This window comes from Paraburkholderia bannensis NBRC 103871 (assembly GCF_000685015.1).
GTDB classification, from domain to species: domain Bacteria; phylum Pseudomonadota; class Gammaproteobacteria; order Burkholderiales; family Burkholderiaceae; genus Paraburkholderia; species Paraburkholderia bannensis.
On record NZ_BAYA01000021.1, the window covers coordinates 20899 to 35934 of the forward strand.

The 15036-nt window shown below is 63.0% G+C and carries 12 protein-coding genes; 6 read left to right on the forward strand and 6 right to left on the reverse strand.

Annotated features, from left to right (window positions below):
* Positions 1-12: 12 nt before the first annotated feature.
* The 5 genes from BBA01S_RS27125 to leuC all read right to left on the reverse strand — a co-directional run bounded on the left by BBA01S_RS27125 (position 13) and on the right by leuC (position 7461).
* Entirely contained in the window at positions 13-2157 is a 2145-nt protein-coding gene (locus BBA01S_RS27125) for a type VI secretion system Vgr family protein (protein WP_027819193.1), read from the reverse strand.
* A 380-nt stretch (positions 2158-2537) separates the two neighbouring features.
* Positions 2538-3866, reverse strand: a complete 1329-nt coding sequence (locus BBA01S_RS27130; protein ID WP_042297979.1) for a leucine-rich repeat-containing protein kinase family protein — start codon at positions 3864-3866, stop codon at positions 2538-2540.
* A gap of 102 nt (positions 3867-3968) precedes the next feature.
* Positions 3969-5312, reverse strand: coding sequence for an MFS transporter (locus tag BBA01S_RS42985; RefSeq protein ID WP_042297980.1), 1344 nt, complete (start codon positions 5310-5312; stop codon positions 3969-3971).
* Positions 5313-5420: 108 nt separating this feature from the next.
* Positions 5421-6056, reverse strand: a complete 636-nt coding sequence (gene leuD, locus BBA01S_RS27140; protein WP_027819195.1) for a 3-isopropylmalate dehydratase small subunit — start codon at positions 6054-6056, stop codon at positions 5421-5423.
* Entirely contained in the window at positions 6049-7461 is a 1413-nt protein-coding gene (gene leuC, locus BBA01S_RS27145) for a 3-isopropylmalate dehydratase large subunit (protein WP_027819196.1), read from the reverse strand. The genes leuD and leuC overlap by 8 nt, the downstream gene beginning before the upstream one ends.
* A 115-nt stretch (positions 7462-7576) precedes the next feature.
* Here leuC and BBA01S_RS27150 point away from each other — a divergent pair, with 115 nt between their 5' ends.
* Positions 7577-8479, forward strand: coding sequence for a LysR family transcriptional regulator (locus BBA01S_RS27150; RefSeq protein ID WP_027819197.1), 903 nt, complete (start codon positions 7577-7579; stop codon positions 8477-8479).
* Positions 8480-8570: 91 nt separating this feature from the next.
* Positions 8571-9194, forward strand: a complete 624-nt coding sequence (locus BBA01S_RS27155; RefSeq protein ID WP_027819198.1) for a glutathione S-transferase family protein — start codon at positions 8571-8573, stop codon at positions 9192-9194.
* Positions 9195-9259: 65 nt separating this feature from the next.
* Here BBA01S_RS27155 and BBA01S_RS27160 read toward each other — a convergent pair whose 3' ends face one another.
* A complete protein-coding gene (locus BBA01S_RS27160) occupies positions 9260-10189 on the reverse strand; it encodes a YncE family protein (protein WP_027819199.1) in 930 nt (309 codons plus the stop codon).
* A gap of 337 nt (positions 10190-10526) precedes the next feature.
* Here BBA01S_RS27160 and zwf point away from each other — a divergent pair, with 337 nt between their 5' ends.
* From zwf to BBA01S_RS45305, 4 genes are all read left to right on the forward strand, one after another.
* Positions 10527-12164 carry a glucose-6-phosphate dehydrogenase gene (gene zwf / locus BBA01S_RS42990; RefSeq protein ID WP_084162573.1) on the forward strand — a complete coding sequence of 546 codons (1638 nt, stop codon included), beginning with the start codon at positions 10527-10529 and terminating at the stop codon, positions 12162-12164.
* Between the two features lie 108 nt (positions 12165-12272).
* On the forward strand, positions 12273-13037 hold the full coding sequence (locus tag BBA01S_RS42995; RefSeq protein ID WP_042297989.1) for an ROK family protein: 765 nt from the start codon (positions 12273-12275) through the stop codon (positions 13035-13037).
* The gene (locus BBA01S_RS27175) at positions 13034-13468 is read left to right on the forward strand and encodes a GNAT family N-acetyltransferase (protein ID WP_027819200.1); all 435 of its coding nucleotides are present in this window, start codon (positions 13034-13036) and stop codon (positions 13466-13468) included. Before BBA01S_RS42995 ends, BBA01S_RS27175 begins: the two co-directional genes overlap by 4 nt.
* Before the next feature lie 179 nt (positions 13469-13647).
* Positions 13648-14994: an MEDS domain-containing protein gene (locus BBA01S_RS45305; protein WP_052391912.1), complete on the forward strand. Its 1347-nt coding sequence runs from the start codon at positions 13648-13650 to the stop codon at positions 14992-14994.
* Positions 14995-15036 lie beyond the last annotated feature (42 nt).

The following is a 15036-nucleotide window of genomic DNA, read 5'->3' on the forward strand; positions in this document are numbered from 1 at the left end:
GTAAATGGTCGTTTATTTATTCAGGTCGATGCGCTGGCCGTTGATCGACACGCCGGAATCGTCCATACGGATCACGGAACCGTTGTGCTGCAGCGTGATACCTTCAGGCGCGAGTACGATAAAGCTGTTCTGTACCTTGAGCATCAAGCCGAGTTCGGCTTCGTATTGCTGCGTGCCGCCGCCACCGTCCTTCGCGGGCGTGGTCACTTCGACCGTGGTGGCCGTGGTGCCGCGTTTCTGGGCAATGGTTTCGGTCAGGTTGCCCTTGGCGATCCACTTGGTTTCGTCTCCGGCATCGAGCGTGACGATGCGCGCGCCGCCTACCACGCGATGCGTTTCGGTATCCTGAATGACCGTATTGAGGTCTTTCTGCGCATGCAGGAAGAACTCCTGCTGGCCATTCGTATCGGTCATGCGGATTTCATTCGAGCCTTGCCCCTTAAAGGTCTGGCTCTTGATCCCCATGGTCTGGCCTGCTGCGCCGTGATACGGATTGCCGTTGTCGCCGTTATAGACGCGCCCGACAATCACCGGATTGTCCGGATCGCCCTGATTGAAGGCCACCAGCACTTCCTGGTTGATGCGGGGAATCGCAGCCGCGCCCCAGCCCGCTCCAGCCCAAGGCTGCGAAACGCGAATCCACATTGAATCCGATCCATCCATCTTGCCGCGCCGGTCCCACAGAAAATGTACTTTCACGGCGCTGCCGTTGGTGTAGATTTCCTCGCCCTTCGGCCCCACCACGATTGCCGATTGCGTGCCTTGAATCAGCGGCTTAGGCGTCGTACGCATCGCTCGGTACGGCACCTTGTTGGGCAGCAGCGCGAACGAGTTGCGGTACGGCAGCTTCACGTCGTGTTGCGCGTAGTCGTTCACGGCTTCGTGTCGCACACGCAGAATCACATATTCGCGATTCATCGTGATCACCGGATGCCCTGTCACCGTCACGGTGCCCGCCGTCGTCATGCGCCATGCGTAGCCCGAGCCCGTAAAACGCTGTGCCTGTGCCTCTTCCGCTTCCATCGCGTAGCGTGCGTAACGATTGCCGTCGTCGCTGCGATCGTAGAGCGACTGGTGCTCGAAGCGTTCGGTGGAATTGATCCGGGCGTGCCTGATGGTCTGCGATTCGGCTTCCACCAGCATCAGCGGCGAAGTCGGATTGTGGTAATTGAAGTCGCGATACGTGACCTTGCCGAGTCCGAAGTGTCCGCCTTCGTGCAATTGATCGATGCCGTTGAACTCGCTCGACGCACTGTCCGCAAACGGTACGGTCGGCAATCCGTCGATCGGACGGAACACAAGGTTCGAATCGCCGATCGCCAGCAAGTGCTTGTCTTTCTCGTAGCGGTGCGTCCAGACCAGCCCCTCCTGCTCCATCAGCCGCGCACAGAAGTTGAAATACGACTCCTGGTACATCACGACGTATTCAAGCGGCGTCTGCACGCCGTGAATGTCGAAGGCGAAATCCGCGAAACCGAATTCCTGGAAAATCTCGGTGAGAATGTCTTGCGCGGTCTTGTTCTGGAAGATGCGGCAATCCGTGGAGCGCGTGAGAAACCAGAACCACGGTACGAGTGTCATCTGATACTGCGTGACGCGTCCCGGATTGCTCGCACGGTCGAACGACGCGACATAACCGTCGAAATAGCGCGTGTTGTCCGCCCCTGTCGCGCCCGCCACCACGCGCTCGACCGAAAAATCCGCCGCGTTCTGGTCGAGCTGGATTTTCACCTGCTGGCCAATCAGATCGCTGGGCTGTAGATCGTGCCGATGCGAGAGCAGATCCAGATGGATCTCCGGCAATCGGTTCACATGCTCGTCGACGACCAGTGCGTTCACCAGCAGCACATCGCTCCCGAGCTGCGTCTCAATCGTCACGTAGCGGTTCATCTGCGTGAGCAACGCGGAATCGCCCGCAGTGCTGTTGATCGCCTGCGCGACCGCGCCCGGCGTCTTGCCGAGCAGCGAAAAGCCGGTCTGCGCGAGTTGCTGCGCGCGCTGAATCGTGTCGAGGTGGCCAGCCAGGCCAGCGAGCGGGCCGGCGCTGCCGGAGATGGCCGAAGCGGCCGCATTCGTCAGGCCGCCGAGCGTGCTGAATGCGCCTGAGGATCCGCCGCTCAGGTCGCCAGGCAAGCCGCCATTAAAGGCGAAACTCATTGTTCTTCCTTGTTCATCTCAAGTTTTTATCCGGCAAACCGGATCCCTGGTCAGGGGCATCGCTACTGTAGGCGAAAATAACGCGATTAAAAACATATGGGAGCACGATTAAATGCAACATTTGTTACAACGCACCGGCTTTAATTCAATTTGCATCGATAAAATGAGCCTGGGCGCGGCGGAGCAAGGATCAGCAGCTGGGATATGGCGGGATGTGGAAAAAAATGCAGCACCCTGAATAAGGTGCCGCATAAAATCAGGAATGAATTACCGGATTGAAGCGCCAATCTATGTCGACGCTCATAAACTTTTAAAATCGGCTCGTTGCCGTTTAATTGGCAATCAAATAGGTAGGGCGCGCACCGCGCGCCCTATCCAATTTAAATCAGCACATCCAGCCGCCCGATAATCTCATCGAACGACGGGCGCGCTTTCACGTTTTCACCCATGCAGTCCTGCACCAATGCCTCAAGCGCGGCGGTGCGGGCTGCCGAAGCCGCAATCGCACGTTGCGCCAGTTCCTCCAGCAGGCAACCGAACGCACGCACCTCGATCCGCTCGAACGCGCCTGCCGTCGCCTGGTCGCCGACATCGTGAAACGACGCGCCGCCGAAGTCGCCGAGCAGCGCATGCCCCGCGCCATCGTGCAGGATGTTGTGCGCGTAGAGATCGCCGTGCATGATGCCGCGCCGATGCAGATGCTGCGCGGCCGACGCAATGCCGCGCGCGACGCCCAGCGCAACGGCCCAGTCGAAGCGCACGTCATCGGCATACACGTCGCGCGTGCACGAATCCAGGCTAGGCGGCCCGGCCAGGTTGCCGAAGGCAGGATCGATCAGCGCCATCGCAAGGCCAGGCTCGCCCAGCGGGTGTCCCGTGATGCGCCCCAGCACCGCAATCAGGTTGCCATGCTGTCCAGCCTGCAGGCACGCGGTCATTTCCATGCCCGGCAGCCCATCGCTCGTCAGCGCGCCCTTGAACAGCTTGACGGCGAGCGCCTGCGCCGGATGACCGTCCTTGAGCAGACGCGTGGCGCGATGAATCACACCCGATGCGCCCTCGCCCAGGACCTGGCCTAGCGCGAGTTCATGCCAGTCGATGTCGGGCACGGTCGATCGCAGCGCCGCTGCCTGCTCGCGCGCCGCATTGAACGGATTGCCCGCATAGGCAAGCCACGAAAGCCGCGGCAACTCAAACAGCCAGTCGGGCAACGCATCGAACTGGTTCGCCGATATCCGCAGCAATTCCAGCTTGCTGCACGCACGCATCGATTCGGGCAGCGCACGCAGGCGGTTACCCGCGAGCATCAGCTTTTGCAGATGCGGCCGCTCGCCGAGTTCGCGCGGCAGCGTATCGATATCGTTGTCGGTGAGGATCAGCCAGCGTAGCAGCGGCGGCAGCGCGCTCGCGGAAACGTGACGGATACGGTTCGACTTGAAGCCCACCATGCTCAGCGAGGCGCACTCGCCCAGCATGGGCGGCAATTCGGTGAAGGGGTTCTGCGAGACGAACAGAATGCGCAGACGCTTCAGGCGCGGCAGGTCGTCGGGCAGCGACGTCAGCGCGTTGCCGGACAGGTCGAGCACTTCCAGCGTGTCGGCGAGGTCGAAAATCTCGCGTGGGAATTCGGTCAATCCGCAGGCGAGTTTGAGCTGGCGCGCGCCGGCGAGTTGTCCGGCGCGCAGTTGGTCGAGAGTGGCAGTCGTCACGCTGGGAATAAATCCGATGAGTCCGGCAAGAAGAATGGCGAGAGAAAAAATGCACGGCGGCGCGCGATGCGCCGCCTGTTGCCGTCATTCTAGCCGGATCGCTCAGCGCTGGGCGACGGCGCTCCCTTGCGCAGGCTGCTTGCGTTGCCGCGCCCCGAACAGCCAGGCCAGCACCGCCGACACGAACAGCGTCGCGCTCACGAAATACAGGCCCAGCGAGTAATCGCCGCCCATGTCGCGCAACTTGCCGATCACCATGGGGCCGATGGTGCCGCCCAGCAGGCTGCCCATCGCATTGATGAGCGCAATGCCCGCAGCGGCGGCCGAGCCCGAGAGAAACTGCGTCGGCATGCTCCACAGCGGCGGTTTCGCGGCATTGATGCCGAAGTTCGCAATCGACAGGCCCACGAGCAGCATGATCGCGCTGGACGCATAGCCGGACATCAGCATGCCAATCCCCGCCGCGAGACACGCGATGGCGACATGCAGGCGGCGCTCGCCGGTACGGTCGGAATTGCGCGCCCACAGCACCATCGTGACCACGGCGAACAGGTTCGGGATCGCATTGACGAAACCCAGCTCGATATAGCTGAAGCCGAAGCGGTGAATGATCATCGGCGCCCAGATGCCGATGGCGTAGAGGCCCGTCGAGGTGCCCGCATAGACGAGCGCCAGCAGCAGCACGCGCGGGTCTTTCACGGCGCTCCAGACGCTCGAGCGTCCCTGGGCGGCCCTTGCGTCGCGCTCGCGCTGCATTTCGGCGGACAGCCAGTTGCGTTCGGCGGGCGCGAGCCAATGCGCGTCTTCGGGGCGATCCGTGAGGTAGAAGTACGAGACGATACCCAGCAGCACCGTGGGCGCGCCCTCAACCAGAAAGAGCCATTGCCAGCCGTGCAGATGCGCAAAACCTTCGAGCGTCATCAGCGCCCCCGATATCGGCGAACCGATCATGTTGGCGAGCGGCGCGGCCGTCATAAACATCGCCGTGACGAAGGCGCGATGGCGCGCAGGAAACCAGTAGCTCAGGTAAAGGATGATGCCGGGAAAGAAGCCCGCTTCCGCGAGTCCCAGCACGAGACGCAGGCCGTAGAAGCTATACGGCCCGCTCGCAAAAGCGGTCGCCGCCGAAAGCGCGCCCCACACCACCATCAGGAACGCGATCCAGCGCCGTGCGCCCACGCGTTGCAGCGCGAGATTGGAGGGCATGCCCGCCGCGATATAGCCGACGAAAAAGATCCCCGCGCCCACGCCGAACATCGCCTGGGTCAGGCCGATGTCGCGGTTCATCGTGAGGCCCGCAAAGCCCACGTTGACGCGATTCAGAAAACTCAGGAAATACAGCACGATGATGAACGGCGTGATACGCCGCGACACCGTGCGCACGACGCGGGCTTCCAGCGCGGCGAGCGAGGCACTGTCGTCCGCGTGAACTGAGGCGATGCTCATGTTTGTCTCCTGCCGCTCCGCGCATGATGTCCTGTGCGTTCATCGCGCGGGCGGCTTTCGTTATAGGAATGGATTGCGAGGAATGTGCTGCGCGTTTTAAGACAGGTTTCAGCGATGCTGCTGGGCGGGTAAATCGATACCGCACCACGGGCGCGCGCGGGCGTGCTCTACTTCGAATGCGGCGATCCTGTCCGCGTCGCGCAAGGTCATGCTCACCATGTCCAGCCCTTCCACCAGCATCTGCTTCTGTCGCGTGGGCAAACTGAATTCATAGCGCTTGCCTGATGGGCTTACCACGACTTCGTTATCCACATCGATAACGACGCGCTTGTCGCTGCTGTTCTCCAGTTCGGCAACCAGCGCTTCGACTTGATCGAGTGGCAGCGTCACCACCAATAGCCGGTTATTCGTCGAATTGAAGTAGAAAATCTCGCCGTAACTGGGCGCAATCACCGCTTCGAAACCGGCTTGCTGCAAGCCCCACACGGCATGCTCGCGGCTCGATCCACAGCCGAAGTTCGACCCCGCCACCAGAATCTTTGCGTCCGCGTATTGCGGCTGATTCAGCACGAAACCCTCGCGCGGCTGGCCGTCCTCGTCGTAACGCAAGTCGTACAGCACGCCTTTAGCCAGGCCCGATTTATCGATGCCGAGCAGGAATTGCTTCGGCATGATCTGGTCGGTGTCGAGATTGTTGAGCGGCAACGGCGCGGCCGTGCCCGAAATTGCGAACGGCTTAGCCATGCTGAAGCTCCTTGCGAACGTCGACGATACGGCCCGCCAGCGCAGCGGCGGCGGCCATCGCGGGACTCATGAGATGGGTGCGGGCGCCACGTCCCTGGCGGCCCTCGAAATTGCGGTTGGTGGTGGACGCGCAGCGCTGCCCCGGCGCGAGAATGTCGTCGTTCATCGCCAGGCACATCGAGCAGCCCGGCTGACGCCATTCAAAGCCCGCATCGATCAGCGTTTGCGCCACGCCTTCGCGTTCGGCCTGCTCGCGCACGCGGCCCGATCCCGGCACGACCATCGCGCGCACCGAACCCGCCACCTTGCGCCCACGCACGATCGCGGCCACCGCGCGCAGGTCTTCGATACGCGCGTTGGTGCAGGAGCCGATAAACACATGATCGACCGCCAGCCCGTCGATGGCCTGGCCCGCGTCGAGCCCCATGTAATCGAGCGCCTTGCGCGCATTGCTGCGTTCGAGCGCATCGTCAGCCAGCGCGGGAATGCGCGCGTTGACGGCGATGGCCTGGTCGGGGCTCGTGCCCCACGTCACGAAGGGCGCGACTTCGCTCGCATCGAACGTATGCGTGACGTCGAAGGTTGCGTCCACATCGGATTTCAGTTGCTTCCACTGCACGGCGAATGCGTCGATCTGCGCCTGCGTGAAGCCCTGGATGCGCTCGCTCACGTATTGCACGCTGATATCGTCGGGGGCGATCAGCGCGCCGCGCGCGCCCGCTTCGACGGTCATATTGCACAGCGTCATGCGCGCTTCCGCCGAAAGGGCCGCGATGGCCGGCCCCGTGTATTCGACGACGAAACCGCGTGCGCCCTGCGCGCCGATCTTCGAAATGATGTAAAGCACGAGGTCTTTCGACGTCGTCCCGGCAGGCAACGCGCCTTCGACATGAATGCGCATGTCCTGCGCCACGCGATAGACGAGCGTCTGCGTCGCCAGCACATGCTCGACTTCCGAGGTGCCGATGCCAAAACCGAGCGCGCCGAGCGCGCCGTAGGTGGTCGTGTGGCTGTCGCCGCACAGCACCACCATGCCGGGGCGGATCAAGCCGATTTCGGGCGCGACGACGTGCTCGATGCCCTGTTCGCGGTCGGTCACGTCAAACAGGTGAATGCCGTGTTTCTGGCAGTTGCGCGTGAAATTCGCGGCCTGATGCGCGGCGGCGTCGATCATGATGGTGCGCTTTTCGGCGGCGACCGGATGGGTGGGAATCACGTGATCCACGACGCCCATCTGCTTTTGCGGGCAGCGCACGGTGAGCCCTTTCGCATCGAGTCCACCGAAGGCCTGCGGGCTCGTGTACTCGTTCATGATGTGCAGGTCGGCGTAGAGCGCGACGTGCTGATCGTCGATGCGAAAAACCGTGTGGTCTCGCGTGATTTTCTGGTAAAGCGTCTGTCCCATCGTTTCCTCCAGGCTCCGGACAAAGGCCTGTCCGGATCGTTTGCGCTAGTGTAATTGGGCGACTGACGCATTAAAATGGATCACAACTAAAGCTACTCTTAAATGTAATTTAATAATGGATCCGATCTCCGACATCGAGTTCTTCGCCCGGCTGGTCACGCAAGGCAGCCTTTCCGCGCTCGCGCGCGACATGGGTGTGACGCCGCCCGCCATCAGCACCCGGTTGAGCCAGATCGAGCGGCGCCTGGGCGTGAAACTGCTCAACCGCACCACGCGCCGCCTGGCCATCACGCAGGAAGGCGAGCTGTACCTGTCCACTGGCACGAAGCTGCTGGAGCAGGTGCAGGAACTGGAGCGCCTTGTTTCCAGCAGCCGCGATAAACCGCAAGGATTACTGAAGGTCAACGCGACGTTTGGCTTCGGCAGGCGGCATATCGTGCCGGCTCTATCGGCATTCCGTCGCGAGCATCCCGACGTCGAAGTGCAACTCGACCTCACCGACCGGCCCATGAATCTCGCGGAGCTGGGTTATGACGTCGGCATCCGTTTTGGCGACCTGCCCGATCAGCGCGTGGTCGGCAAAAAGATCGCCAGCAACCAGCGGGTGGTTTGCGCATCGCCCGCGTTTCTAAAGCAATATGGCGCGCCCAAAACTCCCGCCGAATTGCGTGCGCTCGATTGCATCGTGCTGCGCGAGAACGACACGGCTTATGGCACCTGGCATTTCACCAAGGGCAAGCGCCACGAACTCGTGAAAGTCCACGGCGTGATGAGCAGCAACGACGGCGAGGCGACGCTGCGCTGGGCGCTGGATGGGCACGGCATCGTGGTGCGTTCGGAATGGGACGTGCAGCCCTATGTCGATGCGCGCAAGCTCACGCGCCTGCTCGCGGACTGGTCGCTGCCCGCCGCCGATATCTACGCGGTTTATCCGGAGCGGCTGAACCTGTCCGCGAAAGTACGGGTCTTTGTGGAGTTCGTGGCGGAGTATTTGAAGCGGGCTCACGAAGGCGAATGACATACTCAACGCGCGCGACTCCGGCTAAAAAAACTTGCACCCCGAACCCCAACGCGCGACTATCTACCCCCCACCCTCACCACCCGACGCCATGATCGAAATTCTCGGCAAGACTCCATCCATCAACGTTCGCAAGGTGCTGTGGACTTGCGTCGAACTGAACCTGCCGTTCACGCGCGAAGACTGGGGATCGGGCTTTCGTTCGACGCAAACGCCCGAGTTCCTGGCGCTGAACCCGAACGCGCTCGTGCCCGTCATCAAGGACGGCGATTTCGTGCTGTGGGAGTCGAATTCGATCATCCGCTATCTGGCCGGACGCTATGGCGGCGAGCATCTCTATCCCGCCGATCCGTTCGCGCGCGCCCGCGTCGACCAGTGGATGGACTGGCAGGCCACCGACCTGAACCGCTCGTGGAATTATGCGTTTCTCGCGCTGGTACGGCAGTCGGCGGCGCATCAGGATGCGCAGGAGATCGCGAAATCGATCGACCAATGGACGCACAACATGCGCATTCTCGAAGCGCGCTTGCAGGAGACCGGCGAATTCGTTGCGGGCGCAAGCTTTTCGCTCGCTGACATTCCCGTTGGCCTGTCCGTGAATCGATGGCTTGGCACGCCGTTCGAGAAGCCGGAACTGCCGGCGGTGAGCGCGTATATGAAGCGCCTGGGCGAGCGCCCCGGCGCGGCGGCCTATGCAAATAGCGCGCTGACCTGAATGACCTGAATTGCGGGAAAGCTGCCCGGCGCGATATCGCAGCCGGGCAGTGTCATGCACCGGGCTTAGCTATCGATGTAATCGATGCCCGTCAGCGGCCCGAGGTGCGCGACGGTCGTGAAATGCGACGCTTCCTTCGTGTCGATGTTCAGCTCGCGCACATTGCCGCCCAGGTCGGTCACGAAAGCGCGGCGGCCGTGCGCATCCAGCGACACGCCAATGCCTTCCTTCAGGTCGCGCGCCAGCACCTCGCGCCCAATCAGCCCTTGCGCCGTGATGTGCGCGCGATTGAGCGTGTTGCCGTCGTGCGCGTCGTCGCCGCGATCAGTCCAGTAGAGCACGCCGTTGGCATGGTCGATATCGAGGTCGATCGGCTCGGGCAGTTCCGCCAGCAGGCATTCGATATCGGGCCGCTGCGCCGGGTCTGCGCCCGCAGGCAGATCGATGCCTGCGCGGAAGATGCGCCCTTGCCCCGCATCGGGCGGCCCCTTCTGCGTCCAGTAGACGTGGCCGTTGGCCTTGTCGAGCGCGATACCGACGCAGTGGCGCGTGGCGTCTTCGGTGTCGTCGGGGAAGTTGCCCGTGCGCACCAGCTCCGTCACTTCGCTGCCGTCCAGGCGCGCGCGCATCACGCGCATGCCCTCGCGGTCGCACCAGTAGAGATGGCCGCTTTCCTTGTCGAGCACGAGTTCCTTGGGCGTGCCCGCGAGGCCCGACGCCACCAGCACCTCATGACCGCTGCCGTCCAGGTTTGCACGCTCGATCGTGCCGTCGTTCGGCGGCACCGCGCCCGATGCCGGGTCGCCGTCGATCAGATGAATGCCCGTGCCCATGTTCGTCCAGTACACGAGCTCGCTTTCGGCGTCGACCTTGATGCCGTCGGGCGTACGCGTGAGGTTCGCGAGTACGACTTCGTGCGAGCCGTCCGGCGATAGCGCGATGATCGCGGGGGGACGGGCCTGCAGAACATAGAGCGTTGCTTGCTTCGTTGCCATCGTAGTTGCCTCCATCTGGTCAAGATAACAGTCGCCAATACCACTTCGCTTACCGCTTGATTCGACCCAAAGACGCGCGACAAACCGAGCGCTTTGCGCAGGCTACAACAGCTTGCGATACAACTCCGTGAACCTTGCCAATTGGGGTTTGCGGCACGCTGCGGCGCACCAGAACGAGGCGTTTTGCGCATATCGGCTTACGTGTATTTACAGATTGCCTACGCCTTCTCGCGCTGGCGCGGAACTGCGAGGCATCGACTGCTGTCATTCAAGGTATCGATTTTGCTGACCTCGCCAGGTCAACCCTTCATTCGAACCGGATAGCCAAAGCGAAATCATGTCGACCCAGAAACCCACCGAAATGACCGACCCCGCCACGCGCGCCAGCGCCAAGGTGCCCATTCATCAGCACGACGCCAGCGCGCCTCCGGCAGCCCCTGCCGCCCCTGCGGGCAAACATCGCGCGCCGCCATGCACGCTCGTGATCTTCGGCGCGGGCGGCGACCTGACCAAACGCCTCTTGATGCCCGCGCTCTACAACCTGACCGTCGACGGCTTGCTCGACGACGGCATGCGCATCATCGGCGTCAATCACGGCGAGCGCGCAACGCAGCAATGGCGCGACGACCTGCATAGCGCACTCGAACAATTTGCGGCGGACAAGGCCAGCACCTTTCACGCGGGCAAGCTCGACGACAACGCATGGAACTGGGTCGCGCAGCGCCTCGAATATCGCGCGGGCGAATTCGAGGACGACGCGCTTTATCAAAACCTGGCCAGGGAATTGACTGGCGATGGAAAGACGAAAGCTAACGTCGTTTTCTATCTCGCCGTGAGCGCGCGCTTTTTCAAGCCGATTATCGAAAGGCTCGGCAAGGCGGGCTTGCTGAAAGAGGATGAAAGCGGCGACGGTGATAGCGCCGCCTTCCGCCGCATCGTGATCGAAAAGCCCTTTGGCACCGACCTCGCTTCGGCGCGCGACCTCGACCGGCATCTGCTCGATTTCGCGCAGGAATCGCAGATCTATCGCATCGACCATTTTCTTGGCAAGGACACGGTGCAGAGCATCCTGGCCGTGCGTTTCGCCAATGCGCTGTTCGAGCCGATCTGGCGGCGCGAGTACATCGACAGCGTGCAGATCACGGCCGCCGAAGTGATCGGCGTGGAGGGGCGCGGCAGTTTCTACGAGCAGACCGGTGCGTTCCGCGACATGGTGCCGAACCATCTGTTCCAGTTGCTCGGCATGATTGCGATGGAGCCGCCGAATTCGTTCGACGCCGAAGCCGTGCGCGACAAGAAGGCGGAAATCTTCGACGCGCTCAAGCCGCTCACGCCGCAGGACGTGGTGTTCGGCCAGTACGAACAAGGGCCGCAGGGCGGGGCCTATCGCGACGAACCGAACGTCGCGAAGGACAGCCGCACGGAAACCTATGCCGCCGCGCGTGTGCAGATCGACAACTGGCGCTGGGCGGGCGTGCCGTTTTATCTGCGCACCGGCAAGCGCCTCGCGGCGCGGCGCACGGAAATTGCCGTGCAGCTCAAGAGCGTGCCGTTCCGGCTCTTTCGCGACACGCCCGTCGATGCCCTGACGCCCAACGTGCTCACGCTGCGCATCGATCCGTCGCATGGCACGAGCTTCGATTTCAACGTGAAGACGCCAGGCCCGCTCATGGAGATCGGCGCGGTGCGTTCGTCGTTCGACTATGACGACTTCTTCGCGCAGCACGCGAATGTGGGCTACGAGACGCTGCTGTACGACTGCATGCTCGGCGACGCGACGCTGTTCCAGCGCGCCGACAGCATCGAAGCCACGTGGGCCGCAGTGGACGACGTGCTGCATCCGAAGAACGGCGAGGCCGTGCCCGTGCACGGATACGCGTCGGGCAGCGCCGGCCCCGCTGAGGCCGACGCACTGCTCGCGCAGGATGGCCGTGCATGGCGTACGCTAACGCCCGTTGAACCCAAGAAGCAGTAAGACAATCCGGAGGAGCGTGTGATTACAAAAAAGAGCGCTAAAACCCCTGACCGCGCGAAGAAAACTGCAGCGAGGAAAACTGCAGCGAAGAAAACCCCAGCGCCGAAAATCGAAAACATTCTCGCCATCGACATTGGCGGCACGGGTTTAAAGGCCGCGATTGTCGACGCGCAAGGCCAGATGCTTACCGATCGCGTTCGCGTGGCGACGCCGCATCCCTGCCCGCCCGACCTGCTGGTCGAGACGCTACATACGCTGGTCGCGCCGCTCGTCGATCACTATGCGCCCACGCGTGTTTCGATCGGCTTTCCCGGCTTCGTGCGCAATAACCATGTGCTGACCGCGCCGCACCTGGGCCTCGACGACTGGAACGATGTGCCGCTCGCGCAGATGCTGGGCAAGCGCCTGGGGATCGACGCGGTGCGCATGATCAACGATGCCGAAATGCAGGGCTTCGCCGCCATCGAAGGCCAAGGCCTGGAGTTCGTACTGACGCTCGGCACGGGCGCGGGCACGGCGCTCTTTCGCGACGGCGAGCTGATGCCGCATCTGGAGCTTGCGCATCATCCGGTCAGCAAGAAGCACGCATACGATGAATATATCGGCGACGCCGCGCGCCGCAAGGCGGGCAACAAGCGCTGGAACCAGCGCGTGCAGAAAGTGATCGGCATTCTCGAATCGCTCGTGCATTACGACAAGCTGTGGATTGGCGGCGGCAATGCGGAACGTCTCACGTTCGCATTGCCGCCCAACGTCGCGACCGTGCCGAACGATCGCGGCATCGAGGGCGGCGCACGGCTGTGGCACCCGCTTTCGATGCGCGAGACGCGTCAACTTCCGGACGCCACACAGAAGTCGGGCGCGTTGCGTTGACCACGGCGTTGACGATACGGCCCGCCGCGCCCGCAGACCGGCCTGCGTTGCGCGAACTGTTCCTGCATGCGCGGCGCGAGGCGTTCTTCTGGCAGGCTGCCGGGCATTTGCGGCTCGAAGATTTCGACCAGCAAACCGAAGGCGAAGACCTGATCGTCGCGCTCGACGGCGACGCGCATCTGGCGGGCTTCATCTCGGTCTGGACGCCCGACCACTTCATCCATCATCTGTTCGTCGCCCCGTCAAGGCAGCGGCAAGGCGTGGGACGCGCCTTGCTGCGCGCGCTGCCGCAATGGCGCGCCCAGCGCTACCGGCTCAAGTGCCTCACGCGCAACGAGGCCGCCCTGGCGTTCTATCGCGCGCAAGACTTCACGCCGATCGACGCGGGCGTGTCCGGGGACGGCGCCTGGCTGCTGCTCGAATCGCCCTGAATATCCGCCACGCATCAAATCAGCAATATTTACCTGCCTTGCAGAGATGAAACGGCATAAAGAACCCGTTCAGCAAGCGAGCGAAGGGCGAGACGGAGTATATTGAGATGTGGGGCGGCGGCCACGTACTGCCGCCTCGAAGCCATCGCCGATGGCACGCCTTTTTACTCCGTTGCTCCATGTCAGAAGATTCCGCCCAAGCCCACGCGCCATCGGGCATTGCGTCGTTGCCCCTGCTCTCGTGGGGCAGCCATATCGGCCAGCTGTTTCGCTCGGCCGACGATCTGCGCGACTTCCTCGTCCCCTATTTCCAGGCGGGCATCGAGAACCACGAGCGCTGCCTGTGGGTCACCGAAGCGCCGTTCAGCGCCGACGACGCGCGCGCCGCCCTGCGCACGGTCGTCCCCGATCTGGACGCGCGCGAACAGCAAGGCCAGATCGAGATTCTGGACGTGCGCAGCTTCTACGCGAAAGGCGCGGCGCTGAGCGCGGAGGCCCTCATCGAAGGCCTGCTGGAGCGCGAACGCAACGCGCTCGCCGCCGGGTATCGCGGGCTGCGCACCAACGGCAACTGTTCGTGGGTCGAGAAGACGCAATGGGACGACTTCCTCGATTACGAGTCGAGCGTGCAGCAGATGGTGCGCGGACGCAGGCTCATCTGCATGTGCAGCTATCGGCATGACGGCATGGATGCGGCCGCAACGCGCGACGTGCTCGACCGCCATCAGTTCGTGCTGCGCAGCGCGGCGTCGGATCTCGGCGACGATGCGCGATCCGCAACGGCTGCCGATGGCCCGGTTAGCGTGGATGGCCACGATGGCCACGATGGCCACGATAGCCACGACAGCCAGCGCGACCTCGACGCCATCCAGGCCATCGCGGTGCTGGGCCACGACCTGCGCAATCCGCTCGCGGCCATCGGTGCAGGCGCGCGCCTGCTGCGCCTGGGCAAGCTCGACGAGCGCGAGCGCGCGATCTCCGAAACCATTGGCCGCAGCGTGCGCCACATGACCGCGCTCATCGACGATATCTCGGATGCGAGCCGCAGCCGGTTCGTCGACGGCATCCCATTGCGCCTCAAGCGCGACGGACTCGAAGCGTCGCTGCGCCACGCCATCGAGGAACTGCGTCTCGCGCATCCATTGCGCCGCATCGACCTCACGCTGTCGCTCACGCGCCCTGTCGCCACCGACCCGGTCTACATGGCGCGCATGCTCTCGAATCTCGTCAAGAACGCGCTCACCTATGGCGCGCAAAACGAGCCGGTCAAGGTGACGGTCAACGACGCCGACGGCCTGGTGCTGAGCGTGAGCAACCAGGGGCCGGCAATCCCACGCGAGCTGCACGAGCGCCTGTTCGCGCCATTCACGCGCGGCCCTGTGCGCGAGGAACAGCGCGGCCTGGGCCTCGGTCTCTACATCGTCGCCGAAATCGCGCGGGCGCACGGCGGCAACGTCGAGCTGAATTCGGACGAAACCGAAACGCGCTTCACCTTCCGCATGCCGATCGGAGACAGCGAAAGCTAAGCGCTTCATCGTTGCAAGGGCGTTGTCAAAGTTTCGATATAT

Coding starts and splice junctions, on each gene's coding strand:
- BBA01S_RS27160 (WP_027819199.1), bottom strand. CDS start 10,189: ATGGCAACGAAGCAAGCAACGCTCTATGTTCTGCAGGCCCGTCCCCCC.
- BBA01S_RS42985 (WP_042297980.1), bottom strand. CDS start 5,312: ATGAGCATCGCCTCAGTTCACGCGGACGACAGTGCCTCGCTCGCCGCG.
- leuC (WP_027819196.1), bottom strand. CDS start 7,461: ATGGGACAGACGCTTTACCAGAAAATCACGCGAGACCACACGGTTTTT.
- BBA01S_RS27125 (WP_027819193.1), bottom strand. CDS start 2,157: ATGAGTTTCGCCTTTAATGGCGGCTTGCCTGGCGACCTGAGCGGCGGA.
- leuD (WP_027819195.1), bottom strand. CDS start 6,056: ATGGCTAAGCCGTTCGCAATTTCGGGCACGGCCGCGCCGTTGCCGCTC.
- BBA01S_RS27150 (WP_027819197.1), top strand. CDS start 7,577: ATGGATCCGATCTCCGACATCGAGTTCTTCGCCCGGCTGGTCACGCAA.
- zwf (WP_084162573.1), top strand. CDS start 10,527: ATGTCGACCCAGAAACCCACCGAAATGACCGACCCCGCCACGCGCGCC.
- BBA01S_RS27155 (WP_027819198.1), top strand. CDS start 8,571: ATGATCGAAATTCTCGGCAAGACTCCATCCATCAACGTTCGCAAGGTG.
- BBA01S_RS45305 (WP_052391912.1), top strand. CDS start 13,648: ATGTCAGAAGATTCCGCCCAAGCCCACGCGCCATCGGGCATTGCGTCG.